The following is a 25,070-nucleotide window of genomic DNA, read 5'->3' on the forward strand; positions in this document are numbered from 1 at the left end:
GCTCTTGCCGTGCGAGCGGAGCGAAGAATGCCCCGTTTCACCGCGATGGGTGGAGGTTGCGATCGGAAAAGTCTATATTTTGAGGACGCCCATTTCGGCGCAATAACACCCCGGTGGCAGGTGTGTTGGCATGAACGCTTCAGACGGTGAACAACTCACCGCGATCTTTTTTGGTGCGTGTGACCTCGATGGCGAGGAGCGTGAGCGCTTTCTCGATGAGCAGTGCGCGCACAACCCTGACCTTCGTGAACAAGTCGAGCGCTTGCTGGCGGCGGGCGATGATCTGTCTGAAGCCGAACAAACCCATATTGTCGCGCGTGCGATTCACGATGCTGCGGGCAAGTTCGCCAGAGAGCAGATGCCCGAGCATATAGGGCCCTATAAAATACTCGACGAGATTGGGGAGGGTGGCATGAGCGTGGTGTACGCCGCCCAGCAGCACGAGCCGGTTAATCGTCGCGTGGCGCTTAAGTTGATTCGCCCTGGCATGGACACGCGCGACGTGATCAATCGATTCGAGTCTGAGCGTCAAGCGTTGGCGGTGATGGACCACGTCAACATCGCCAAGATTTTTGACGGTGGCACGACGTCGGCGGGTCTGCCGTATTTTGTCATGGAGCTGGTGTCTGGCGAACCCCTCACCGATTACTGTGACGAACATCGACTGTCGATAAAAGCGCGTTTAAGTCTGTTTTGCGATGTGTGCGCGGCGGTACAGCACGCGCACCAAAAGGGTGTTGTGCACCGCGACCTCAAGCCGTCGAACATACTGGTTAGCGAGCAAGATGGTGAGCCACTTGTGAAAGTTATCGACTTCGGTATCGCTAAGGCACTCGATGCAACACTCAACGACGACCCAACGGAAACGCGCTATGGGGTGGTGATGGGTACACCGACCCACATGAGTCCTGAACAGGCCTCGGGTCACGTGCACGACATTGATACGCGCACCGATGTGTACTCGCTCGGCGTGGTTCTGTTTCAATTGTTGACCGGACTGCTGCCTTACGAAATCGACAAAATTGGCAGCGACGCCATTCGCAAGTCGATCGAAGCGGGCGCAACCACACGACCCAGCGCCAAACTCAAACGAGACGATCAAGGCGAAAGCCTGGCACAAACTCGTCGTCTGAGTTTAAGCGCGTTGCTCAAGCATATTGAAGGCGACCTTGACTGGATCACGTTGCGCGCGATGGATGTCGAGCCTTCTCGTCGCTACCAAACCGTCAACGCCCTTACGCTCGATATCCAACACTTTCTTCAGGCTCGGCCCGTGACAGCGCGTCCCCCGAGCGCGGCGTATCTGGTTAGCCGATTTATCAAGCGCAATCGCAAGACTGTGTTGGCCGCCGGAGTGACCGTGGCGGCACTGCTGGCCGGCATCACAATGGCCACAATCGGTCTGGTGCGCGCTACCCAAGCAGAGCGCGTAGCGGTGGATAAACAACGTACCGCCGAGAGCGCCAAAGAGTTTGTGGTGAGTATCTTCACGGCCAGCGATCCGGAGGCGGCGCTGGGTCGTCAGGTGTCGGCTAGTGATCTATTGCGTCAAGGTGCCGCGCGCATCGATCAACAGCTTGATGATGAACCGGCGATTCAAAGTGAGCTCCTGCAAACGATGGGACGCGCATTTGAAAACCTTGCTCTCTACGATGACGCCGAGCCGTTGTTGAGACGCGCGGTGACGTTGGCCGAACAGGCGTATGGGCCGAACCATCTCGAGGTGGCCGCCGCACAGCAAGAGCTGGGTGAGGTGCTCTGGCGTACCGGGCGCTATGACGAGGCGAAGGCCGCGCATGAGCGCGCGCTTGAGATCATCGCGTCGGAGCTTGGCAGCGATCACCCCGACTACGCGGTTAATCTTGCCAAGCTTGGCATGGCTTGGTTTCGGGAAGGTAACTTCGAAAAAGCGCAGAGCCTGTTCCAAGAAAGCCTCATGCTTTATCAACGGCTAGGGCTAACCGACACGAGTGACTATGCCGACACGCTGAGTGACCTGGGTGGCGTCAAACTACGTCAAAATCGTCTAGATGAAGCGGCGGTAGACTTTCATGAGGCTTTGCGCGTGTGGCGTGAGAGCTTAGGCGACGTGCATCCAAATATTGCGACGGTGCTGTCGAATCTGGGCGCGGTGGCGGCCAAGCAGGGTAGTCATATTGAAGCCGCGCAATATTACGAGCAGGCGCTGGATATGCGGCGTACGTTGTATGGCGATAAGCCGCATTCTCAAACAGCGGTGTCTCTCAATAATCTCGCGTCTTTGTATTGGCGGCAAAACGACGTGGCCAGGGCGGAGCCCTTGTTCCGAGAATCGCTCGCCATGCGTCGAGCCGTGTTCGGAAATACGTCGGTCGCGGTCGCGACCGGACTCAATAATCTCGCCTTGGTGCTGCTCGCCCGCGGTGATACCGACGCGGCGGAACAGGCCTATCGAGAAGCTCTACAAGTGCGGCAGCTCGTACAAGGCGAAGATCATCCCAATGTCGGTATTACGCAGACCAATCTCGCCGCGGCACTCAATGCCAAGGGCGACTATTCGTCGGCCTTGCGAGAAAGCCGGGCGGCGATTACCGCGCTACAGCTCGCGCTGGGTCCGGCACATTGGCGGGTGGCGTCAGCGCGCAGCGTCCACGGTGCCGCATTAGTCGGTTTGGGCGAGTTTCTGGAGGCCGAGGCAGAGCTGGTACCGGCGTTTAGCGATATTCGCGCCGCACGCGGCGACAGTGATCGCTATACGCTTGAGGCGCTCGATCGGGTAGTGAATTTGTACGCCGCATGGGAGAATGGCGCTCCCGATGAAGACTATGCGGCGCTGCGCAACACGCTGGGTAGTCGTTAGCGTTACCTCATTACCCGGCGGAGTCTCGATGACCTCACACTCTTTACAAAGCGCGCCCTGCGTCCTCATGGTGCGCCCGGCGTGCTTCTATTCCAACCCCGAAACGGCGAAAACCAATGAGTTTCAACACGCTATCGCCGCGGATGTGGATGCGCTCGACATGGCGCAGGCCGAATTCGACGGCGCCGCCGCAACGCTGCGAGAGGCGGGGGTTCAAGTGGTGGTGGTGGAAGACACCGAATCGCCGCAAACCCCCGATGCGCTTTTTCCGAACAACTGGTTGACCACCCATGCCGACGGTTCGTGCGTGCTCTATCCCATGCAGCCGGAGAGCCGTCGCGGTGAGCGACGTCTGGACGTGCTCGACATTCTTCGAATCGAGCACAAAAAAACCATTCGACACGTGCTGGATTGGTCTGATTTTGAACACACACAAAAATACCTGGAGGGCACCGGTAGTCTCGTGCTCGATCGCCAGCATCGGGTGGCGTACGCGTGTCGCTCCGCCCGCACGGACGAGACCGTGCTACGGCATTTTTGCCGGCACTTCGACTACACGCCCGTGTTGTTCGACGCGTTCTCACAGAGCGGAACAGCGATTTACCACACCAATGTGATGATGTGCGTGGGTACTGGCTACGCGGTCGTGTGTCTTGAGTCGATTCGCGATGAGCGCGAGCGCGCGCAGGTGGTGGACGCGCTGTCGCAGCACCGCCAGATTATCGATATTTCCTATGCACAGGTCGCGCAATTTGCGGGCAACATGCTCGAAGTGCGCGCCTCAACCGATGCGCGTCTGCTGGTCATGTCGTCGCGCGCCTATGCCAGCTTGACGGCGTCGCAAATTTCCGCGCTCGAGACCCATGCCAATCTCGTTCAATGTCGGGTCGACGGCATCGAGGATGCCGCCGGCGGCGGGATTCGGTGTATGCTAGCGGAAATCTTTTTGCCGTAGTCGGCGCGACCGCTCGGCACGTTCATTGTTTGGAGTTTATTATGGCTAAGAATCGACTGCCTAATTTTGTTGTCGTGATGGCAATCATTGCTGTTATTCTCATCGCCTTTGGTGCGCGCTTTTTCAAAGCTGTGGAACCCGGTCACGTCGCCGTTGCATCGCTGTTCGGAAAAGTAACAGCGGAATCCTATCCCGAAGGACTTCACATTCCCGTCAATCCATTTTTTAAGTGGCATGACTATGATGTGCGCATGAAAACGCATTTTGAAAAGGCGAACGTGCCCTCACAGGATCAGCTGCAAACCCAGCTTGAAGTTAGCGTGCAGTATCGATTGATTGGCGCACAGGCGCCACTGATTTTGCAAAACACAGGTAGCATGGAGCAAATCGTTGCCGTGCATCTGCGGCCAGCGCTCCGTTCGTTGTTGCGCGAACAGGGTAAGAGCATTCGTCGGGCAGAAGATTTCTTCCTTGAAGAGACGCAGCAGAATTTGCAAACGGCGCTGCTGACAGGGATGGACCAGTTCATGTTGCCGAAAGGCGTCGCCGTAGAAGCCGTTCTGATCCGTGATATCCAACTGTCGCCGTTTATCACCAAAGCCATTGAAGAAAAGAAACAACGCGAGCAAGAGGTTGAGAAACAAAAGGCCGAGCTCGAGCGTTTTCGCACGGAGCAGCAGCAGCTTGTGGCCGCCGCCACCGCGGAACGTAATGCCGCTGAAGAGCAGGCAAAGCGGCAGCGAATTCTGGCCGATGCACAGGCCTATGAAATCCGCCAAATCAATGAGGCGATTGCATCAAATCCGGCTTATATTCAGCTTCAAGCGCTGGAGTCGCTAAAAGAAATTTCCAAAGACCCAGCGTCCAAGCTGTATTTCATTAACAGCGATAGCCCCATGCCGCTGCCGCTGATGCATCTGGGCGAAAAATAGCCGACCGATGAGTACCGTGCACTACGACATCACGCCGGCGTCGCTTGGCGGCCATCGGTTTGACGTGCGGCTCACCGTGCAAACCGATGGCGAAGGGCTTGATCTCACGCTGCCGACGTGGATTCCCGGCAGCTACCTAGTGCGTGATTTTTCCAAGCATCTGGGGCGGGTAACGGCGCACTGTTCAGGCCGTGCTCTTCGTGTGCGCAAACACGATAAGCGACGCTGGCGGGTTGAGCCGTGCGACGGTGAGGTCGTTATTGAGTACGAGGTGTACGCGCACGATCTTAGCGTGCGTGGTGCGCATCTTGATTCCACGCATGGCTTTTTTAATGGATCGAGTGTGTTCCTTGAAGTCGAGGGTCGTGAAGAGCAGCCCCTCACGGTGACCATTCATGCGCCGACTGACGAACATGTGTCGGTGAAGGACTGGCGCGTCGCAACGACACTGCCTCGCGATGGGGCGTCCGAATGGGGGTTTGGTCGGTTTCGCGTGAGTAATTACGCCGAACTCATCGATCATCCAGTCGAAATGGGTCGCTTCGATCTCGTGCCGTTCGAGGTGGCCGGTGTGCCGCACTATTTTGTGCTCAGCGGTCGTCATCACTGCGATACCGCGCGCCTTGCCGACGATGCCGCGCGCATATGCCGCACGCAGGTGGATTTGTTTGGCGAACTGCCGTCTATGGAACGCTATCTTTTCCTCACACGCGTAGAAGGTTCGGGCTATGGCGGCCTTGAGCATCGTGCCAGTTCCGCGCTTGTCTGCGCGCGTGACGCGCTGCCTAAGCACAGTGGTCATGCGGACAAAAAATACCGACAGTTCCTTGGGCTAGTCAGTCACGAGTACTTTCATTTGTGGAACGTCAAACGCATAAAGCCAGCGGTCTTTACACCGTATGCACTCGAGGGCGAGAGCTACACCGAACTGTTATGGGTTTTTGAGGGCGTTACCAGCTACTACGACGATCTGGCGTTGGTGCGATCGGGTGTGATCGACGAAAAGGCCTATGCAGAACTCCTAAGCAACACTATTTCTCGTGTGCGTGCGTCGGTTGGGCATCGGCATCAATCGTTAGCGGAATCGAGTTTTGACGCATGGGTTAAGTTCTACAAACCCGATGAAAATACGCCTAACGCCGTGGTGAGCTACTACGCGAAAGGCGCGCTCGTTGCGATGGCGCTCGATCTGACCTTGCGTGAGCGCGGCGACGCGACGCTTGATGATGTGATGCGCGCGATGTGGTCGCACTACGGCAGTCGTGATGTGGGAGTCCCGGAGGACGGTTTTGAAGAAGTCGTCGAGCAGGTGAGTGGCCTGCATCTGCGGCCCTTTTTTGACGCTATGGTGCGCGATACACAAGCGCCTGATCTCGAAGCGTTGCTGGAGAGCGTTGGATGGCAGCTCATGCCGGCGAGTGAACCGGCCGCGCCGATTACCAGTCTTGGTGTCACACTGGCCGCCGGGTCCTCGGAGATTAAAACGGTTCGGCGCGGTAGCTGCGCGGAGCGCGCCGGCCTCGCTGCTGGCGACACATTGATCGCGATAAACGGTCTGCGGGTGGCGGATAAGGTGGCCGCACTGCTCAAGCCGTATTCGGTCGGTGATCGTGTGCGCGTCCATCTCTTTCGGCGCGACGAATTAATTGAGTTTGACGTGGTGCTCGAGAAGCGACCGGCCACACGGTGGGTCATTGCAGACGCGCCTCAGGCGGACGATCGAGCGCTGGCGTCGCGCGCGCTTTGGTTGCAGTTACACTGAATGTCCGCCTGTTGATCGCCGCCACGTGCGGCCTCCGCTCAACACACCTAACCTCAAAACCCCGCTCCACTGCCGCCGAGACAAGCAATTGGTGTGTCTCAGTGTATCGGCGACGCGACAAGCGCCCCTCGTTGACGACATTGCGACCAGGAAGACCGGCATCGTTCGTCATGCGACATAAACTGTGAACCGTGTCTTGACACACCGAGAAAATACTGGTGTTATCGGCATTATCTTGTAACGCTTTGGTTTCATTAGATACTTTAACGATGCGAAACGATCAGACTTTGTCAGCACGTGGCCCCGGTTTGACCGGCGGTGTGCTGTTGCTCGACCTTCTAGTTCTCCTTCTTAATTAGGAGCGGGGCGAGCACGCGAAGTAAACAGAACACACTAAGCCCCGCCTCTCCAACAAAGAGTGCGGGGTTTTTTTTGTCCACACACCCTTAGGGCGATGACTATGACGGCGACTCAACCAGAACGATTGATTATTTTTGATACCACTTTGCGCGATGGCGAACAGGCGCCAGGCTGCAGCATGAGTCTCGATGAAAAACTACGGGTGGCGACCAGCCTCGCGCGGATGGGCGTGGACATCATTGAAGCGGGTTTTCCGGCGGCTTCGCCTGGCGATTTTGACGCGGTGAAAGAAGTGGCGAAGTCCGTCAAGGGCTCCACGATTTGCGGCCTTGCGCGCAGTCATGCGCCGGACATCGAGCGTGCCTGGGAAGCGCTGCAATACGCAGAGGACGCGCGAATTCATGTGTTTTTGGCGACCAGCGCGATTCACCGCGAGTTCAAGCTCAACATGGCCAAGGAAGAGATCTTACGCCGTGTCCATGAAGGCGTGACGCTCGCGCGATCGCTGTGCGACAACGTGGAATTTTCACCCGAGGACGCGTCACGGACTGAACATGACTTTCTGGCTGAGGTAGTACGCGTGGCCGCGGACGCGGGCGCCACCACAATCAATATTCCCGACACCGTTGGCTACACGGTGCCATCCGAATTTTACGACGTGTTTGCGCACCTTCGCGAAACGCTGGCGGATCGCGATGACATTGTGCTCAGCGTGCATTGCCATGACGATTTGGGCATGGCGGTGGCCAATTCTTTGGCGGCTGTACGAGGTGGCGCGCGGCAAGTCGAGTGCACCATTAACGGGATCGGTGAGCGCGCCGGCAACTGCTCGCTCGAAGAGGTAGTGATGGCGGTGAAGACGCGCCCGGATATTTATCCACTTGCTACGAGTATCGACAGTACACGTTTGTATCCGGTTAGTCGGCTGGTGTCTAAGGCTACGGGCATGCACGTACCGCGCAATAAAGCGATTGTGGGCGAGAATGCGTTTGCACACGAGGCCGGCATCCATCAGCACGGCATGCTGCAGAACGCACAGACGTACGAAATTATGAAGCCCCAAGATGTGGGCATTAGCCGTTCGCACTTGGTGTTGGGCAAGCACAGCGGACGACACGCGTTTCGGCAAAGAGTGGAAGATTTGGGATTCCGCATCGAAGAGCGCGAGATCGAGCGTGCGTTTAACGATTTCAAGGTGCTCGCGGATAAGAAAAAAGACATTTTTGATCGAGACATCGAAGCGATTGTGCTGCGTCGAAACGTGTCGCAATCTGGACCATGGAGTCTCAAGCGCCTCACGACCAGCTCGGCGTCGCGCGAAGCATCCTCGGCGCAAGTATGGCTCGAGCATGAATCCGGTGCGGAGGCCCATGCTAGCGGACGTGGGGATGGTCCTGTGGCGGCTGCGTTCAGCGCGGTTGAAGCGGCACTTGGGATCAATGTCGTGTTGCGCAATTTCGACGTGCGCAATGTCTCTATGGGTGAAGACGCTCAGGGCGATGTGTCCGTTAGTATCGAACACGACTACACGGAGTATCACGGTTCAGGGCTCCACACTGATATCATAGAGGCCAGCGTTCGCGCGTTGTTGCAGGCTTTGAATCGGGTGCCGGCTGTGGCGGCCGTCACGCCCGAACCTGCGACGGTCTGAAGCGCGAGAGAAAAATTATTAGGAGATCTCTATGTCATCGCCCGCAAAATACATCTGGCAAAACGGGGAGCTCGTGCCCCATGAGCACGCCACAGTGCACGTGCTGACGCACGCGCTCCACTACGGTTCTTCGGTTTTCGAAGGTATTCGCGCCTATGGCACACCCGATGGCGCGCAGTTTTTTCGACTCGAAGAACATATGCGTCGACTTTTTTTCTCGGCCAAGGTGTATCGCATCGACATCCCGTTTACGCTCGAGGAGTCACTTCAGGCGTGCCACGATGTACTGGCGGCTAACGAATTGACCGACGGGGCCTATATTCGACCGATCGCTTTTCGCGGCAACAGCGGTTTTGGTGTGGTGCCCGCGCCGGATGCACCGGTTGAATTTGTCGTTGCCGCGCAGGAGTGGGGTGCGTATTTGGGTGCTGACGGTCTCGAGAAAGGCGTAGACGTATGCGTCTCGTCGTGGAATCGTGCCGCACCCAATACATTGCCGGCCGGCGCCAAGGCCGGCGGTAACTATCTATCGAGCCAGCTGATCAGTATGGAGGCCAAACGACTTGGCTTCACCGAGGGCATCGGCCTGACGGTGGATGGGCTGGTCAGCGAAGGCGCGGGTGAAAATCTGTTTTTGGTGCTGAATGGCACGCTCTATACGCCGGACATCAGCTCATCGATTCTCGGCGGCATTACTCGCGGCACCATTATCGAGTTGGCGAAAGAGAACGGCATTGAAATGGTGCAGCAATCGATTCCGCGCGAAATGCTCTATGCGGCGGACGAAGTCTTCATGACCGGCACGGCGGCGGAAGTCACGCCCGTGCGCTCCATCGACCGAATCAAAGTGGGTGAAGGTCGGCGCGGGCCAATTACCGAGCAAATGCAAAACGCCTTTTTTGGTTTATTCAACGGTCAGACCAAGGACCAATGGGGTTGGCTGACGCCCGTCAACTTTGCGCCACCCACCGCGCGCATTGTGGCGGGGTAGATTGCCCCGCTGGCTGAGCGAGGCCGCACTGACCGCATGACACTGACCACGGTAAGAGACGAATGACGGCGAAGACTCTGTACGAAAAGATTTGGGATGAACATCTGGTGGTGCCGGCAACCGAGGATCACCCGGCGGTGCTGTATATCGATTTGCATCTCATTCACGAGGTGACATCGCCGCAGGCCTTTTCGATGCTGCGCGAACGCGGTCTGCGCGTGCGCCGACCGGACCGCACATTGGCGACGCCGGATCATTCCACACCCACTCGGGCGAACTTACTCTATGAGGCGTTTCCGGATGGACCTGCCAAAGAACAGGTCCATCAGCTTTTGGCCAACTGCCGCGAGTTCGATATCCCCCTCTACGACTTGCACAGTCCCGATCGCGGTATCGTGCACGTTATCGGGCCGGAAGTGGGCGCCACGCAGCCTGGCAAAACGATTGTGTGTGGAGATAGCCACACAAGCACGCATGGTGCATTTGGTGCGTTAGCCTTCGGCATCGGTACGACCGAGGTCGGCCACGTGTTTGCCACGCAGACGCTGTTGCAGCAGCGCTCCAAAACCATGGCCGTAAACGTGGAGGGGCGCCTGGCGCCCGGTGTCACGGCCAAAGATCTGATTCTCGCCATTATCGGTGAAATCGGTGTGGGCGGTGGGACGGGCCACGTGATCGAATACCGCGGAGAGGCCATTGAGGCGCTCAACATGGATGAGCGCATGACCGTATGCAACATGTCGATTGAGGCGGGCGCCCGAGCCGGTCTTATCGCGCCGGACCAAACGACGTTTGATTATCTTTTTGGGCGGCCACTGAGCCCCAGCGCGGAAGCGTGGGATGAGGCGGTCGCCCATTGGAAAACACTGCATACTGATGCCGACGCGATCTTTGATCGTGAGGTCTCCATCGACGCCAGTGTCATCGAGCCGATGATTACGTACGGCACGAATCCCGGCATGGTGATGCCGGTTGACGGGCGAATTCCGATGGGTGGCGACAAGACCTTTGATCAAGCATTGCGCTACATGAACTTAACACCCGGCCGTGCCCTGTTGGGTCAGAAAGTGGATGTGGTGTTTGTCGGTAGCTGCACCAATTCGCGTATGAGCGATTTGCGGGCGGTAGCGGATGTGTTGCGCTCGCGTAAAGTGGCGTCCTCGACAAAGATGCTGATCGTGCCGGGTTCGCAGGCAACCAAACGACAGGCCGAAGCTGAAGGGCTTGACCGTATTTTTATCGCCGCCGGTGCGCAATGGCGAGAGTCCGGCTGCTCAATGTGTTTGGGCATGAACGGTGACAACGTGGGTCGCGGCGAATATTCCGTGAGTACCTCTAATCGAAATTTCGAAGGACGTCAGGGCGTCGGGGCGCGCACGCTGCTCGCTAGTCCTGTGACGGCCGCCGCCGCAGCCGTGTCGGGTTGTGTGGCGGACCCGCGCGTCGTCTTCGCTTGAATCTCGGGGGCAATTAGGAAAGGCGATGAAGGCGATCAACACCATTACCTCTCGAACGGTTGTCATGCCCAACACGGATATCGACACCGATCAGATTATTCCAGCACGATTTCTGACGACAACAGAGCGGTCCGGCCTCGGTCAACATTTGTTCAGCGAGTGGCGTTATACGCCCGACGGCGAACCGAATCCCGATTTTGTTCTCAATACCGAACAGGCGAGCGGTTGCCGGGTGCTGGTGGCTGGGGATAATTTCGGTTGCGGTTCGTCGCGCGAGCATGCACCTTGGGCGTTAGTGGATTACGGATTTCAAGCGGTCATCAGTACGTCTATGGCGGATATTTTTCGTTCGAATGCGCTCAAGAACGGCTTACTGCCGATCGTGGTGAATGAAGCGGTGCACGCGGCACTGATCGCGTCGCCTGGTGCAAATGTGACTATTTCGCTCGGAGCGCGGATGCTCACACTTGAGCACGGCGAACGGGTGCCATTCGACATCAACAATTTCTCTCGGTACTGCTTGATGAACGGCGTAGATGAACTGGGTTTTTTGCAGTCTCATTTGCCCGCGATAGAGCGCTTTGAAAAGGTACGAGCATGAACGCCAGAATTTGCGTCCTGCCGGGCGATGGTATCGGCCCTGAGATTATTGCGGTCGCCGTTAGGGTGCTGGAGGCGATTGGCCAAAGCTCAGGGCGCTCGTTTGACATCGACCAAGCCGACATCGGCGGTGCAGCCATAGACGCCTGTGGCGATCCACTACCGCCATCCACGCTTGCTGCATGCAAGGGCAGCGACGCGATCTTGCTGGGCGCGGTGGGCGGGCCCAAATGGTCTGATCCGAAAGCGACCGTCAGGCCGGAGCAAGGGCTGCTGCGACTGCGCGCAGAGCTTGGCTTGTTTGCAAACCTTCGACCCATCCGAACGCATCCATCGATCATTCGGCACTCGCCGTTGCGCGAGGAGCTGACCAAAGACATCGACATGATCATTGTGCGAGAGCTCACTGGCGGCATTTACTTTGGTGAGCGCGTTGAGTCCGACGAGCAGGCGAGCGACCTCTGCGCCTATTCGGCGGATGAGGTGGCGCGTATTGTGCGCGTGGCGGCAAGACTGGCCGAGAATCGGCGTGGGCGTCTCGTGTCGGTGGACAAAGCGAACGTGTTGGCGACATCGCGACTGTGGCGCACCGTAACCACCGAGGTGATGGCCAGTGAGTTTCCACACGTAACGCTCGAGCATGTGCTGGTCGACGCAGCGGCGATGCATTTACTGCAGCGACCCGCGTCGTTCGATGTCATTGTGACAGAAAATCTATTTGGCGATATTCTTACTGACGAAGCATCGGTGATTCCGGGCTCAATCGGTTTATTGCCCTCCGCCTCCCTTAACGGCAGCGGTGTGGGCTTGTTTGAGCCGATTCACGGCTCGGCGCCAGACATCGCTGGCCGCGGCATCGCCAATCCATACGGCACGCTTGCCAGTGTCGCGATGTTGTTGCGCCACTCACTCGGCCTAGACGGCGAGGCCGACAAGCTGGAGCATGTGCTCGAAACGTGTTTGACAGACAGCTTGGTGACACCTGATCTTGCGGCACCGGACGTGGCGTTGTCGACCGAAGCGGTGGGTAGCGCTGTTTGTGAACGACTGTTGCAGGACTAATCCGGTAGTCGATTGCGCAGATTTACAGTATCGCCCGTTCTGAGAGTTTCCGATTTACCAGGTCGATGAGCTCATCAATCGTATCGGGTCGATTCATTTCTTCCTGCGAGATGAACGGTTCCAGTTTGCCCGCCTGACGCAAGACAGCCGAGGGGTACGCGAGCTGCGCGTCGGGGTGGGCCGCTTCGATCAGATCAATATAAGAGAATTCGACGTTGATCGGCAGGGTGTTGACAAAGCGTCGCCACTGCCCACGCATGTGGACGGGCGAATACGTCACGTCGCAGAGTTTACACGGGTACGTCGACGGCGAAAATGTCTTATGCACGGCGTCTTTGAGTTTATTCAATAAGCCGGATTCGGCGTTGTAAATAAAAACGAGATCGGGTTGGCTGGCCACCGTCAGGCTCCTGGCAACAGTAGGACTCTGTGCATGGTATCGCTCATCTGGCGTTCGTCAATAGGTGAGCGCGCAACGTTAATGAAACGTTAAACACTCGTTGTTCGATGAGCTTCATGGTATTTTTGCCGGTGCGCTGTGCGTCAGTCGAGGCGGACGTTTACGTTGAGTACGATCGCGGCCTTTTCGCCTTGGAGGAAAGCCTCTCAATCGCGGTAAACGGCAGCTTGGTCTGAGCGCGTGCACCACGTTTACGCGACCCTCGTAATAGGTGGTCGCTTACTATTTTATGACCGGTCCCGGCATGTCGCTTATTCTCACTTTGTTTTCGCCAAAACTCGCCCTTCTGCGCTTGATTTTTGGTGCAGTGCTAATCAGTTTCTCCGGTGTGTTCGTATTGCTCGTGGAAGCGGGACCCGTGTCGAGCGCATTTTGGCGCGTCATGCTCGGCGGCCTCATTCTCATGATGTGGATGCTCATCAAGCGTCAGCCTATTGTGCCGGGCTGGCGCTCGCTGAGCTGGCTGGCATTAGCGGGCTTAATGTTCGCGGTTGATTTGTACGCCTGGCACAAATCGATTGTGTATGTCGGCGTTGGCTTATCAACGCTATTGGCTAACTTTCAAGTGTTTGTCATGGCCGGTGCCGCGGTGCTGTTGTTCGGTGAACGCATGACGCGAGTGCAGCTGGTCGCCATTCCGATGGCGCTGTTCGGATTGTATCTCATCGTCGGACTGGACTGGCAAACACTGGATGCGACCTCACGAGCCGGGGTGTATCTGGGTCTGGTCACCGCCGTCGCCTACGCTGGCTACATGTTGTCGCTCCGGCAGGCTCGTTGGGTCGCGCCGCGGCGCAACGCGTCGTCCGATTTGTGTGTCGCCAGTTTTTTCTCGGCGCTATTCCTTTTTCTCGCCGCCTCGCTTGAAGGCGTGTCACTCGCCATTGGATCCTGGTCCGACTTTACGTGGCTCGGTCTCTACGCGCTGGTTGGACAAGTGCTGGGCTGGCTGTGTATTTCAAGCTCGCTCCCCTACGTGCCGACCGTACACATTGGTCTTGCGCTGCTGCTGCAACCGACCCTGTCGTACGTGTGGGGAGTGGTGATATTTGGCCGCGCCGTGTCGATGCTGGAGGTGATGGGCGCTGCCATTGCGATCATGGCGATTTTTCTCGGTTCTCGCCCGGCGCGACCACAGTAACTTGACGGCCTGGCGCTGTGCTATTCTGATCGGATTGATGAAGGTGCATTGTGTTTGAACTTGGTTGCAAAATTTTTCTGGCCTACCTGCTCGGCTCCCTATCGGGCAGCTTGCTGCTGGGCCGTTTAAAAGGCACGGACATACGCCAAATGGGCAGCGGCAATGCCGGAGCCACCAATGCGCTGCGTACGCAGGGATTGGTGTTTGCGTTGGGGGTGGCGATTTTTGATGTCGGTAAGGGGCTTATTGCGGCGGCCTGGCTACCGCACGCAGGTTGGTTGCCGCTTGACCCCTCACTGGAGCGCATCTGGGTGGTCGCAGCGTGTGGCGCGGCCGCGGTGGTCGGTCACATCTATCCTTTCTGGCATGATTTTCGGGGTGGCAAGGGCGCGGCAACCTTGATCGGGGCCTACTGCATCGTGGCGCCAAAACTCATATTGCCGGCCTTAGTGGTTTTTTTGCTGGGCGTGACTCTGACGGGTTATGTGGGCTTGTCTACCATACTGACGGTGACGGCGGCCTTTGTGTTTTCAATGGTGCTCTATGCGGACGTGTCGACGCCGTTTTGGTTTGCGCTGGCTATGGCGGTGCTCGTGGTCGTCGCGCATCGTGGCAACATTGAGCGCATGATCGCTGGCAATGAAAACCGCCTTGAACGCGCCATGATTTGGCGCAACCGGCGTTCTTGATCCAACGACGGGCCGCGTGAACATTCGCGTCGATCAGAGGCTCCGAGTATTGCAGGCGCTCACGCCCGGCGAACTCACGCGCCGCGAGGCCATAGCCGACGCGACGGGCGTGTCGGACGCATCACTTGCTGAGGCGGTCGATGCACTGGTGGCGGTGGTGCCGGAGCTGTCGATTGTCGATGAGCACCTCCTGTTGTCAGCGGAACTGAAGCTGATCGATTCGGCGCGTTTTGAGCGAGCACTGACTGCGCACTCGGCGCGAATACACAAAGCCTCGCTGTATGCTTTATGCGAATCAACCAACTCGGCAGTGCTGACACAACCCTTTGCCCAGAACGGTTCAGTGAATCTTGCGCTCGCAGAGTTTCAAACCAGCGGCCGGGGTCGACAGGGGCGCAAGTGGACATCGGGGTTTGCCGGTGGCATTTGTCTGACGGTGGCACAGCAGTTTAAGCAGCCGGTTGCGTCGACCATTACACTTGCTGTGGGCGTGTGCGTAGCGGAGGTGCTGGATTCGTTATTAACGGATCGGGTCTTACTTAAGTGGCCCAACGATCTCCTAATGGGCGGCGGCAAAGTCGGCGGCATCTTGGTTGAATCGACCCTGCAGGGGTCTACTTGCACGTTGCGGGTGGGTGTTGGGGTTAATTGTGTGGCGCCGGACGCACCGGCGCACAGCGACGGGCTACCCGCTCTTCGACCGGTTGCACTGAATGATTTTGTCGACCCGCCCGTCGATCGAACGCAACTCGCCGCTTCGCTCGTTCAAGGCGTATTGGCGGCGATGGATGAACATGCCGCTGAAGGATTCGCTGCGTTTGTCTCTCGTTGGCAAGATCGCGATTATCTTTATCATCAGCCGGTGCAGGTGTTTGATCAAGAACACGTTCGGCATGGCACGGCCATAGGCATCAATGCGCAGGGCGAACTGTGCGTACGCACAGAAGAGGGAGATCGTTGGCTGGGGAGCGGCGACGTTCGCGTGCGCAAACGTCTCTGAGCCGCGATGTCCGATCGAAACATGCCGCTCCCTGTGTTGGGGGTCCAAGATCCATCCATACGGGGTCGCTGCGATTGCCAATTGATGACGCATCCTGTGAAATCGACGTGTGCCAACACTAAAGGAGAGCCCTTTGACGCGAACGCACGATAGCGCCGACACGCTGTTGATTGACGCGGGCAACAGTCGACTCAAGTGGGCGATTTGGCGCGACGGTGTGCTGGTCGAACACGGTTCATCTGACTATAACGATGACGAAGATCGGGGCGTTGCGGCCGCTTTGGAGGGCGTTGGATCGGTTCGACGCGTAGCGCTGGGTAGCGTTGCCTCGTCGGCAGTTGCCAAGGGAGTTCGGGCTTGGGCGGCCAGTCGGGCTCCCACGCTCGACGTCCGTGACGTCGCGGTTGAGCCGCTGCCGGTGCTTGAACCAGCCTATTCTGATTACGGTTCATTGGGCGTCGATCGCTGGCTAGCGCTGCTTGGCGCGCGCTCGTTATATCCGGGGCACGTGTGCGTCGCCGATTGCGGTACCGCCTTGACGCTTGATGCGCTGGCCGCCGATGGCCGTCACCTCGGTGGTGTGATTGTGCCCGGCTACACGTTGATGCAAGAAGCCTTATTAACTCAAACTGCGCGCATTCGCGACGCCGATCAGCCGTTGCCTGACACCGTTTTTGGTACGTCGACCGGTGCGGCCGTGAATGCCGGTGCGACCTTCAGTCTCGCCGCTGTGCTCGATCGATTCGTCGCCGAAACTCGAGAGCGTTTGGAGGGGGAAGTGGTTGTTTTTGCGACAGGCGGGGCGCGTGAACGGCTTTTGCGATTCGCGACTTGCGACGTCATCGATGAGCCCGATCTGGTATTGTTGGGACTGGCAGCCCGGCTACAGATAGACCGAGACTGACGCAATCTAAAGGGATGGATAAAACGCGATGCGTGCGCTGATTTTGGGACTACTGCTTCTCAATATTTTGTATTTCACTTGGTCGAAGAATATTGACACCGATCCGTCGCGTATTCAGGCTGCTTTGCCGGCCGATTTACCGCGACTTCAACTGGTCGAATCGCCAGTAGCTCAGTCCGAGGTGGAGCCGGGCGCCGCTTCGGAGCAGGACGCGGTGTCTATGCCGCGTGTCGGTGCGGATGATGTGCTGTCCGTGGACGAGACGGTCTCGGACGTGGCTGAGATCACGACCCTGGAGGCGCCGGTCGATGACCCGGTTGAGCCCATCGAATCGCCGCTTCTGGTCAATGCTGATCCGGTGGTGTTTCCTCAGCGATGCGTAGGCGTCGGCCCTTTTACCAGTTTGCGTCAGGCGTCCGAGGCGGCGGCGCTATTCAATGACGCTGGCGTACAAACGGCTCAGCGCGTTGAAGAAGCGCAGGTTTGGGTGGGCCATTGGGTGCATTTGCCGTCTTATCCCACGCGTGAAGCGGCGATAGCGGTGGTCGAGACTCTGCGCGAAAAGGGCGTTAAGGACATCTATATCGAACCATCGGGCGAGCTAAAAAACACCATTTCGCTCGGCCTTTTCTCGAATCTTGAGCGCGCCGAGGTGCGCGCGGGCAATGTGCGCAAACTGGGTGATGTGAAACCCCAGATCCGCAATCGCAGTCGTGATGGCCTGGTGTACTGGATCGATCTGTCATTAGAGTCGGGTAAATCGCTCGAATTGAATGCGCTGCCGAGTGATCCTAACCAAGAAATGAAAACCGAAGCCATTGAATGTCCGGCGCCTGCCGTGTTCAGCTGAGTCAATCGCTTGGATCGGTGATCCGCGGGCGGTCAGAGGTTTGACGTGGATCATTGACAGGCCGGCTCAAGTCGCTAGAATCGCGTTCTCGATGATCGACATCGTGTCCGGCTTAGCGCAATGCGCTGGGCCGCCGAAATGCCGGAGTAGCTCAATTGGTAGAGCAGCGCACTTGTAATGCGAAGGTTGGGAGTTCGATTCTTCTCTCCGGCACCATTTCCGCACTGACGCGACAAAGCGACACCTGTTCTAGCGGGTTTTGGTTTCCCATTCCTCGCGTTTGAGGACGACGGTTCCGGCCAATTTGTCGTGCCAGCCCTGGCGTCGTGAATCCCACAAGACCCACAGACAACCCAGTCCCAACAGTGGCACCGAGAGTACGGAGAAGGTGAGGTAGCGGACGATAAACTGGTGTATGCGCGGCGTGTCCCCTGTGTGCTGGTCGACGATTTGCGAGTGAATCATCATTTTGCCGGGCGTAGCCTGAAAATGGGCGAGAAACCACAGTGCGGCAATGGCTGGAAGCAAGGCGCCGATAATGACATGCCAGGCACCCTCAATGAGCGTTTCATCAAACAAGTAGCCCGGTCCGTAAATCACCATGAGTACGGGTGTCACGAGCGCGGCAACCATAATGACATCGGCAGAGGTGGCCATCACTCGTGGCCAGAACGTCACGTAGTGCCAGTTATCCGGGTCACGAGCGGAATCGATCGATAGAGCGTCTGCGGCGGTAGTCGAATCGGTGGTCACAATAGATGATCGATCGGATTTGCGGCGCGAGGCGGGCCCTTAGCCTCGGGGCTTCAGGGATAAAAAACAGGCCAGAGCGCCTATGATTTCAATCGCCAATACGGCGTAGAGTAGCGAGCCCGTGCTGCCGTCGACAATAATGCCCACAATGCGCGAACACGCCACTGTGCCCATGGAGAGCAAGCCCACCAGCAAAGCGGGGCGGGTGAGGTCTGGCTTGAGCGCGCCGAGAATAAAAAACGCGGCGAGTCCAAGCTCCAGCCCACCGTAGAACGCGCGCATTTCGGTCGTGGCAAGCTTGCTGGTCAGTTCAAATTGCACGAGATTGGAAAAACTGACCGGATCAAACAGTGCCCAGCCGCCAAACGCCAAAAAGCTCAATCCGAAAATCCAAAGTACGACTTTTGCCGCCATGATGTGCTCTCCCCTGTTCGATCAGTGAGCAATACCCGCAACACCCGACGGGCTGCTCAGGTTGAACACGCAGAGTACCAAAAAAGAGTGTCCAGCCGCTCTAAATTGTTGTGAGGCACTGCAGGAAAAGTGAATTGGGCTTCGGATAGCACCGCTGAGCGATGCGAATTCAGTCGATCACCAGTTTGCGCATCTCCTGAACCGCAACGGACAGCGTGGCAAAGTCCATCGAACCCATACTGCGCATATCCGTGACAACCCGTTGCGCACGCGAGATCGATCGTTCTCGCGAAGCCAACCACGCGTCGGCCACGTCGCTACTGCCTTGTTGCCGATGTTTATTCGCCGCGCTGACGGCACTGACCGTGGCGGCACGGCGTATCTCGTACAAATTTTCACGCAGTGTGCCGCGCGCGAGTGCTTGCCAGCGGCCGCGTACCGGCAGGCTTTCAATCTGTTCGCTTAGCCAGCTTAAGCGCAGGCCCCGCGTCAGCTCAAAATAAACGCGGGCCACAAATTCGTCGTCACGTTTCAGCTGGACGGCCGCTTGCGCTATGTCGTAGCCGGAATACAGATAGCGTATTCCCGCCATCTGATGGGCGAGCGACTTATTCACGCCCATGTTCAGATAGATTTCGCGCGACGCTCGAAACTGCTTTAGTCCGTCACCTTGAAGCAAATTGCTGAGGTTCTTACTGAGATTGACGATGGCTGGGGCGAACGTACCGATCGCTTGCGTGGTATCACCCGCAAACTGCGGCCGTTGCAGAAGCCACAGCGCGGCGCGGCGCAACAAGCGAGAGGTTTCCGCCAGCATGCGGTACTGAGCGCGTGCCTGAATGTCGTTGTCGAGCGCTTCAACGGCTCGCCAAATTGGTCGCAAGTTGAGTGTTTCGCGTGCGATCGTGTAGGCGCTGGCGATTTCGCCCGCGGTGGCACCTGTTTCCTCTTGTGTGCGGACGACAAACGTAGGGCCCATACGGTTAACCAGGCTGTTGGCCGTTTGCGTTGCGATTATCTCATGCGCGAGTCGATGATCGGCCATGAGGCTAAGGTACTTCCTCTGCAGAGGCTTGGGGAAATAATTGACCAAATCTTCGCGTGCGAATTTGTTGTTGAGCTCGGTTGATTCTGACAGTTGATTAATCAGATTGATTTTGGCGTAAGACAACAGAATAGACAGTTCAGGGCGGGTGAGGCCGCGTCCGTTTTGCTGTCGCTCCAGCACCTCACTGTCGGTAGGGAGAAACTCAAGTTCGCGATCGAGTTCGCCACTTTGTTCGAGCATGCGCACAAACTGCATATGCTCATTGGCTCGAGCGACGGCGTCGCTCTCGAGCGTGCTGATGGCCTGCGTCTGGAAGTAGTTATCGCGTAACACCAGTGTTTCTACTTCGTCGGTCATCTTGGCGAGTAAGCGGTTGCGCTCTTTCATCGATAATCGTGTGCGCAGCATGGCAAGGTTAAGCAGAATTTTAATGTTCACTTCGCGGTCGGAACAATCGACACCACCGGCATTGTCGATGAAATCGGTATTGACCTTGCCATCATTGAGCGCATATTCAATGCGCCCATGTTGGGTAAGCCCAAGATTGCCGCCTTCGCCGACCACACGGCAGCGCAGGTCTTGACCGTTGACCCGCACAGTATCGTTGCTGCGGTCTCCGGCATCGTGGTTCGTTTCGGTGCTCGCCTTGACGTAAGTGCCGATGCCACCATTCCAAAGCAGATCGACTTGCATACAGAGGATGGCACGAATGACTTCGTCCGGCGTTGGGTCGCTAGTGCCTTTGAGGTCGAGCATCTCTTTGGCACGAGCGCTGAGTGGCAGCGTCTTGCTGCGACGAGAATAGATACCGCCCCCTTTTGAGATGAGCTTACTGTCGTAGTCTTCCCAGGTTGATCGCGGTAGATCGAACAGACGCTGTCGCTCTTTGTAGCCCGCCTTGGCATCGGGATCGGGGTCGATGAATATGTGCATGTGATTAAATGCGGCTTGCAATCGGAGAGTGGCCGAGCGCAACATGCCGTTGCCAAACACGTCGCCACCCATGTCGCCGATGCCGGCGACGGTGAAGGGCTCGGTCTGGGTGTCGATACCCATCTCTCGAAAATGCCGTTTCACCGCCTCCCAGGCGCCTTTGGCGGTGATGCCCATGCCCTTATGGTCGTAGCCAACCGATCCACCGGAGGCAAAGGCGTCGTCGAGCCAGAAACCGTATTCGGCCGAGATACCGTTAGCAATGTCAGAAAACGTCGCCGTGCCTTTATCCGCCGCCACGACCAGATAGGGGTCATCGCCATCATGCCGCACGACCTGCGCGGGCGGCACGATCTTGTCGCCGTCGATGTTTTCGGTGATGTCTAATAATCCGCGAATCAGGGTTTGGTAACAGCGAATCACTTCCTGTTGCACGACGTCGCGATCACCCACCGGCAGTTTCTTGCAGACAAAACCGCCTTTTGCGCCGGTCGGGACAATGACCGTATTCTTGACCACCTGCGCTTTCATCAGTCCAAGCACTTCGGTGCGAAAATCTTCCCGTCGATCCGACCAGCGAATTCCGCCTCGCGCGACGCTGCCGCCGCGAAGATGCACACCCTCCATATGCGACGAGTAAACGAATACCTCGTACATCGGTAAGGGTTTGGGAAGGCCGGGAATTCGCGCCGGATTGAACTTGAACGACACGTAGGGTTTGGGTTGACCGTCATCGTCGGCTTGATAAAAGTTCGTGCGCAACGTGGCCGCTAGTGCGGCGGTAAAGCTGCGGAAAATTCGGTCTTCGTCGGCGCTCTCGACCTGATTGATTGATTTGCGTAGTTTCTTTAATTTGCGATCGACGGCGCTGGTGCGATTGCGGGTCGAAATATCGGGATCAAACTTCAGTTGAAACACTTCCATCCAGTCTTGTGTGAACGATGGGTTACGTCCGAAGACTTCCTCCATGTAGGGCTGACTAAACGGCAGTCCGGTTTGTAGAAGGTAGCGACAATAGGCACGCAGCAGCGTCGCCTCGCGCCAAGTGAGACCGGCGGATACGACGAGCGTGTTGAATCCATCGCTCTCGGTGTTGCCACGCCAAGTTTGTTCAAAGGTGTCTTGGAAGCGCTGTCCGATTTCCACCGGGTTGATTGTCGCGTCGCCATGTGGACGCATCTCGAATTCCTGAACGTATACGCAGGTTGATTCAACCTGGCAGCGGTAAGGTCGTTCGCTGATCACGATCATGCCCATGTTCTCGAGCATGGGTAGGACATCGGAGATAGAGATTGGCTGGTCTTTTTGAAACACCTTAAAGCGCAGATGATTCTCACCAAACGAAGGTGGTCGGTAAAGCGCCATTTGAATCGATTTGCCATCAAGAATATTCGCGATGCGCTCCACGTCAAACGTGGCTTCATAGGGCGAAAAGTCCTCTTCGTAAGCCGCCGAGAAACCGGCGCCGTAACGATCAAATAGCATCGCGCCTTGCGCCGGACCGAGGCGGCTGATCAGTTCTTCGCGTAAGCCGCCACGCCAGGTTTGAACGGCCTCAGCAATCTCCTGTTCAATGGTGGCGAGATTGCTGCGGCGGGTTCGATCGGGTGGTGTGGTGACACGGCACTGCAGTCTGGCCAATGCCGATTCGGTAATGAGCACTTTTGATTCGATACTGGTGCCTTCAAAGCCGTGCAGTAATATCGACTCGATCTTGCCACGCACGACTGTGTTGTACTTTTCTTTGGGCACATAAATCATGCAGGAAATAAAGCGTCGGTAGGGGTCGCGTCGAATAAACAGTTTGACACGCTGACGCTCCTGCAGTCCGAGTACGCCCTCACTAATGCGCTTGAGGTCTTCCACACTGCTTTGAAACAACTCGTCGCGCGGAAACGCGGCGAGAATATGGGTCAGGCGCTTGGCGGCGTGACTGTGCTTGGGAAAGTTAAAGCTGTTGACCACGCGCTCCACTCGGCGGCGCAGATACGGTATGTCTTTCGGGCTTAAGTTGTACGCGGCGGACGTAAACAACCCCAAAAAGCGCTGTTCTTTGTACGCCTTGCCATTCTCGTCGAAACGCTTAACGCCAATATAATCCATATGCACATTGCGATGGACGCTTGAGCGCTGATTGGCCTTCGTAATAACCAACGGGCTACGCGAATTGATTTGCTTAACGATAGCCGCCTGTATTTTCGGATTGTCAGCGCGCGTGCTGGGTCGCTTACGACGCAAAATGCCGAGTCCAGAGCGCGGGACAGTGGCCAGCACTGGGGCCGGATCGTCTGGATTTAGCGTGTATTCCCGATAGCCTAAAAACGTGAAATGGTCATCGGCCATCCACTCGAGCAGGGCGGCGGTCTCAAGTCGGTCCTTTTCGCGTACCGGGCTCTTGCTGCTGCGCAGTTCGTCAGCGATGCTCAGTGCCTTCTTGCGCATGGGCTGCCAGTCGCGCGTGCAAGCGATGACGTCATTGAGTGCGGCGGTAATCCGTTTTTCAAGCTCCTGGAGTCTCGCTGGATCACCGACGCGATCGAATTCGAAATGCGCAAACGACTCGGCTTGCAATTTGGCGGCAGTCTCGTCATCAGCGAACACATGTTTAATGATGTTCGCGCGTGTGCGCTGAACGCGTAGAATCGGATGGAATATTTGGTAAATGCCCAAGTCCATTTCGCTGATGACCATCGATATGGTGTCGATCACGAAAGACATATCGGTGCAAACGGTTTGCAGTATCGTTCTGCCGGATGGCAGTAGCGGATCGTCATCGGCCGGATTGATCAACTTAATCACAATCTCATCCGGTTCACGCTTACGGGCGGTTCGCAAATGCAGTCTTGCCACGGCCTCGAGTTGCTCTTGTGTGCGCATCTGCAAGTCTTCGGCGGTCACCGACCGGAAGTACTGTCTCAAGAAGGTGGAATAATCGATATTGACGTTTGAGGGCCGATTGGTCTTTCCGTGATTGGCCAGGCTGTCGAGTAAACGCTGTTTGGAATCGCTGCTACGTCGTTGCATGCTCAACTCTCAGTAGGTAAATGGCGGCATTAATTTGCTAAAGCCTAAAGACGATAAGTCGCCGTCCAAATCGGACCGCATTGCCCTTTTGTTCCGTGTGAAACATTTCGGGAGTATAGCCGAATCGGTGCTTAACGGTCGTAGTTTCTTTGGCGGTTGCTCAAGCCAAAACTTGAGGGTTCCCAGAGTATGCGGCGTCGCGTCAAACTGCCCAGCAGCAGCGAGTTTTGTCGTCGCTATTGCGCCGATATGACACCGCTTCTTTTCAACCCGACGAGGTAAACGGACTGATACACTAACGGCATGAGTCGATACGCGTTGCCCGCCAATGCGGCGGAACGAATCCTGTGGGGAGTGGAATGAGCGAAAATCGGGGCGCCGAAATCGAGCGGTTTTATTGGCTGTTGGTCAATCTTTTGGGCAAGGCGTTTGGCTTTCTGATGCTTATCGCTGGCGGTTTGTTTTTCGTGGCGTATGGCATTGAGGCGTTGCGCACGGGACAGATGACCTGGAATGGTCAGACGCTCACTGAGTTTCGAGAGCAATGGCCGCTACTGCTCGGTGGTGGATTGACCGCGGCGCTTGGTTTTGTCCTGATCAAGCTGTTGCCGATCAAGCGTACGACAGAGTAGCCGATTCAGCCTCGCTGCTTGGCCTCTTCGCCTTCGATTTTTTCTGCCGCTGTGCGCATCAGATCGGCAATGCGATAAAATGCCGAGATATCGTCCTCGGTGAGTCCGCTGAGCAAACGTCGCTCATACTCGATGGCGTAGGGCGCTACCTGATTGTACACATCGGTTCCCGAGGCGCTGAGCGCGAGAATGGACTTGCGACGATCACCGGCATCAAAACTCCGAGAGATAAGTTCGCGCTCCAGCAACTGGTTGACCGCGCGACTAACGGCGACTTTGTCCATGGCGGTGCGCTCGGCTACCTCACGGGCGGACAGCCCGGGGTGTTGGGCGAGAATGCAGAAAATACGCCACTGTGGGATGTTCAGATCAAAGCGTGCGGCATAGGCGTCGGCTATGGTGGAGCTGATTTTGTGTGAGAGCGTGGCCAAACGATAGGGCACGAACTCTTCCAGCGTGATCAGGGTGTCGAGTTGTGGGTCATTCGTCATCGTGTTTCCGAGGTTCAGTTTGAAACGGCAGCACGCCTGCGCCATCATCCGCGTTACCACTATACAACACTTATCCCATCGATGGCGCTGCAATATATGTCCGAAAACGAACCACGTCGATC

The 25,070-nt window shown here is 57.0% G+C and carries 20 protein-coding genes and 1 tRNA gene; 16 read left to right on the forward strand and 5 right to left on the reverse strand.

The annotated features are described in order from the left end of the window. Window positions 1-130 precede the first annotated feature (130 nt). From AAF465_00410 to leuB, 9 genes are all read left to right on the forward strand, one after another. Complete coding sequence (locus tag AAF465_00410) at window positions 131-2,839, forward strand: serine/threonine-protein kinase (protein MEM7081189.1); 2,709 nt, start codon at window positions 131-133, stop codon at window positions 2,837-2,839. Window positions 2,840-2,867: 28 nt separating this feature from the next. Next, complete coding sequence (locus AAF465_00415; protein MEM7081190.1) at window positions 2,868-3,794, forward strand: arginine deiminase-related protein; 927 nt, start codon at window positions 2,868-2,870, stop codon at window positions 3,792-3,794. 41 nt (window positions 3,795-3,835) lie between these two features. Next, window positions 3,836-4,726: a prohibitin family protein gene (locus tag AAF465_00420; protein ID MEM7081191.1), complete on the forward strand. Its 891-nt coding sequence runs from the start codon at window positions 3,836-3,838 to the stop codon at window positions 4,724-4,726. Window positions 4,727-4,733: 7 nt separating this feature from the next. Continuing rightward, the gene (locus AAF465_00425; protein MEM7081192.1) at window positions 4,734-6,488 is read left to right on the forward strand and encodes a PDZ domain-containing protein; all 1,755 of its coding nucleotides are present in this window, start codon (window positions 4,734-4,736) and stop codon (window positions 6,486-6,488) included. Between the two features lie 460 nt (window positions 6,489-6,948). After that, a complete protein-coding gene (locus tag AAF465_00430) occupies window positions 6,949-8,499 on the forward strand; it encodes a 2-isopropylmalate synthase (GenBank protein MEM7081193.1) in 1,551 nt (516 codons plus the stop codon). A 31-nt stretch (window positions 8,500-8,530) separates the two neighbouring features. Then, entirely contained in the window at window positions 8,531-9,490 is a 960-nt protein-coding gene (locus AAF465_00435; GenBank protein ID MEM7081194.1) for a branched-chain amino acid transaminase, read from the forward strand. Window positions 9,491-9,552: 62 nt separating this feature from the next. Continuing rightward, window positions 9,553-10,947 carry a 3-isopropylmalate dehydratase large subunit gene (leuC, locus tag AAF465_00440; protein ID MEM7081195.1) on the forward strand — a complete coding sequence of 465 codons (1,395 nt, stop codon included), beginning with the start codon at window positions 9,553-9,555 and terminating at the stop codon, window positions 10,945-10,947. Window positions 10,948-10,972: 25 nt separating this feature from the next. Further along, window positions 10,973-11,548, forward strand: coding sequence for a 3-isopropylmalate dehydratase small subunit (leuD, locus tag AAF465_00445; GenBank protein MEM7081196.1), 576 nt, complete (start codon window positions 10,973-10,975; stop codon window positions 11,546-11,548). After that, window positions 11,545-12,609, forward strand: a complete 1,065-nt coding sequence (leuB, locus tag AAF465_00450) for a 3-isopropylmalate dehydrogenase (GenBank protein ID MEM7081197.1) — start codon at window positions 11,545-11,547, stop codon at window positions 12,607-12,609. Before leuD ends, leuB begins: the two co-directional genes overlap by 4 nt. A gap of 22 nt (window positions 12,610-12,631) precedes the next feature. Here leuB and AAF465_00455 read toward each other — a convergent pair whose 3' ends face one another. Then, on the reverse strand, window positions 12,632-13,009 hold the full coding sequence (locus tag AAF465_00455; protein MEM7081198.1) for a GTPase: 378 nt from the start codon (window positions 13,007-13,009) through the stop codon (window positions 12,632-12,634). Window positions 13,010-13,313: 304 nt separating this feature from the next. On the opposite strand from AAF465_00455, the gene AAF465_00460 reads away from it, so the two are divergent. From AAF465_00460 to AAF465_00485, 6 genes are all read left to right on the forward strand, one after another. After that, entirely contained in the window at window positions 13,314-14,210 is an 897-nt protein-coding gene (locus tag AAF465_00460) for a DMT family transporter (protein ID MEM7081199.1), read from the forward strand. Window positions 14,211-14,260: 50 nt separating this feature from the next. Beyond that, window positions 14,261-14,899 (forward strand): glycerol-3-phosphate 1-O-acyltransferase PlsY, encoded by a 639-nt coding sequence (gene plsY / locus AAF465_00465; protein ID MEM7081200.1) that lies wholly within the window; start codon window positions 14,261-14,263, stop codon window positions 14,897-14,899. 16 nt (window positions 14,900-14,915) lie between these two features. Continuing rightward, the gene (locus AAF465_00470; protein MEM7081201.1) at window positions 14,916-15,899 is read left to right on the forward strand and encodes a biotin--[acetyl-CoA-carboxylase] ligase; all 984 of its coding nucleotides are present in this window, start codon (window positions 14,916-14,918) and stop codon (window positions 15,897-15,899) included. Window positions 15,900-16,032: 133 nt separating this feature from the next. Continuing rightward, window positions 16,033-16,803, forward strand: a complete 771-nt coding sequence (locus AAF465_00475) for a type III pantothenate kinase (GenBank protein MEM7081202.1) — start codon at window positions 16,033-16,035, stop codon at window positions 16,801-16,803. Window positions 16,804-16,831: 28 nt separating this feature from the next. Beyond that, on the forward strand, window positions 16,832-17,653 hold the full coding sequence (locus AAF465_00480) for a hypothetical protein (GenBank protein MEM7081203.1): 822 nt from the start codon (window positions 16,832-16,834) through the stop codon (window positions 17,651-17,653). Between the two features lie 140 nt (window positions 17,654-17,793). Further along, window positions 17,794-17,869 (forward strand) — tRNA-Thr (locus AAF465_00485). Between the two features lie 33 nt (window positions 17,870-17,902). Here the strand turns inward: AAF465_00485 and AAF465_00490 are convergent. The 3 genes from AAF465_00490 to AAF465_00500 all read right to left on the reverse strand — a co-directional run bounded on the left by AAF465_00490 (window position 17,903) and on the right by AAF465_00500 (window position 23,825). Beyond that, window positions 17,903-18,406: an RDD family protein gene (locus tag AAF465_00490; GenBank protein ID MEM7081204.1), complete on the reverse strand. Its 504-nt coding sequence runs from the start codon at window positions 18,404-18,406 to the stop codon at window positions 17,903-17,905. 39 nt (window positions 18,407-18,445) lie between these two features. Then, complete coding sequence (locus AAF465_00495; GenBank protein ID MEM7081205.1) at window positions 18,446-18,820, reverse strand: DUF4345 domain-containing protein; 375 nt, start codon at window positions 18,818-18,820, stop codon at window positions 18,446-18,448. A 169-nt stretch (window positions 18,821-18,989) separates the two neighbouring features. Further along, window positions 18,990-23,825, reverse strand: a complete 4,836-nt coding sequence (locus tag AAF465_00500; protein MEM7081206.1) for an NAD-glutamate dehydrogenase — start codon at window positions 23,823-23,825, stop codon at window positions 18,990-18,992. Window positions 23,826-24,184: 359 nt separating this feature from the next. On the opposite strand from AAF465_00500, the gene AAF465_00505 reads away from it, so the two are divergent. Beyond that, on the forward strand, window positions 24,185-24,457 hold the full coding sequence (locus tag AAF465_00505) for a hypothetical protein (protein ID MEM7081207.1): 273 nt from the start codon (window positions 24,185-24,187) through the stop codon (window positions 24,455-24,457). 5 nt (window positions 24,458-24,462) lie between these two features. On the opposite strand, the gene AAF465_00510 is transcribed toward AAF465_00505, so the two are convergent. Further along, window positions 24,463-24,948, reverse strand: a complete 486-nt coding sequence (locus tag AAF465_00510) for a MarR family transcriptional regulator (protein ID MEM7081208.1) — start codon at window positions 24,946-24,948, stop codon at window positions 24,463-24,465. Between the last annotated feature and the right edge of the window lie 122 nt (window positions 24,949-25,070).

This window comes from Pseudomonadota bacterium, from assembly GCA_039028935.1.
Taxonomy (GTDB): Bacteria; Pseudomonadota; Gammaproteobacteria; order Steroidobacterales; family SZUA-146; genus SZUA-146.

Bases quoted from the DNA above. Each gene is read 5' to 3' on its own strand.
- AAF465_00410 (MEM7081189.1), top strand. From the start codon at position 131: ATGAACGCTTCAGACGGTGAACAACTCACCGCGATCTTTTTTGGTGCG.
- AAF465_00415 (MEM7081190.1), top strand. From the start codon at position 2,868: ATGACCTCACACTCTTTACAAAGCGCGCCCTGCGTCCTCATGGTGCGC.
- AAF465_00420 (MEM7081191.1), top strand. From the start codon at position 3,836: ATGGCTAAGAATCGACTGCCTAATTTTGTTGTCGTGATGGCAATCATT.
- AAF465_00425 (MEM7081192.1), top strand. From the start codon at position 4,734: ATGAGTACCGTGCACTACGACATCACGCCGGCGTCGCTTGGCGGCCAT.
- AAF465_00430 (MEM7081193.1), top strand. From the start codon at position 6,949: ATGACGGCGACTCAACCAGAACGATTGATTATTTTTGATACCACTTTG.
- AAF465_00435 (MEM7081194.1), top strand. From the start codon at position 8,531: ATGTCATCGCCCGCAAAATACATCTGGCAAAACGGGGAGCTCGTGCCC.
- leuC (MEM7081195.1), top strand. From the start codon at position 9,553: ATGACGGCGAAGACTCTGTACGAAAAGATTTGGGATGAACATCTGGTG.
- leuD (MEM7081196.1), top strand. From the start codon at position 10,973: ATGAAGGCGATCAACACCATTACCTCTCGAACGGTTGTCATGCCCAAC.
- leuB (MEM7081197.1), top strand. From the start codon at position 11,545: ATGAACGCCAGAATTTGCGTCCTGCCGGGCGATGGTATCGGCCCTGAG.
- AAF465_00460 (MEM7081199.1), top strand. From the start codon at position 13,314: ATGTCGCTTATTCTCACTTTGTTTTCGCCAAAACTCGCCCTTCTGCGC.
- AAF465_00480 (MEM7081203.1), top strand. From the start codon at position 16,832: ATGCGTGCGCTGATTTTGGGACTACTGCTTCTCAATATTTTGTATTTC.
- AAF465_00495 (MEM7081205.1), bottom strand. From the start codon at position 18,820: ATGGCGGCAAAAGTCGTACTTTGGATTTTCGGATTGAGCTTTTTGGCG.
- AAF465_00500 (MEM7081206.1), bottom strand. From the start codon at position 23,825: ATGCAACGACGTAGCAGCGATTCCAAACAGCGTTTACTCGACAGCCTG.
- AAF465_00505 (MEM7081207.1), top strand. From the start codon at position 24,185: ATGAGCGAAAATCGGGGCGCCGAAATCGAGCGGTTTTATTGGCTGTTG.
- AAF465_00510 (MEM7081208.1), bottom strand. From the start codon at position 24,948: ATGACGAATGACCCACAACTCGACACCCTGATCACGCTGGAAGAGTTC.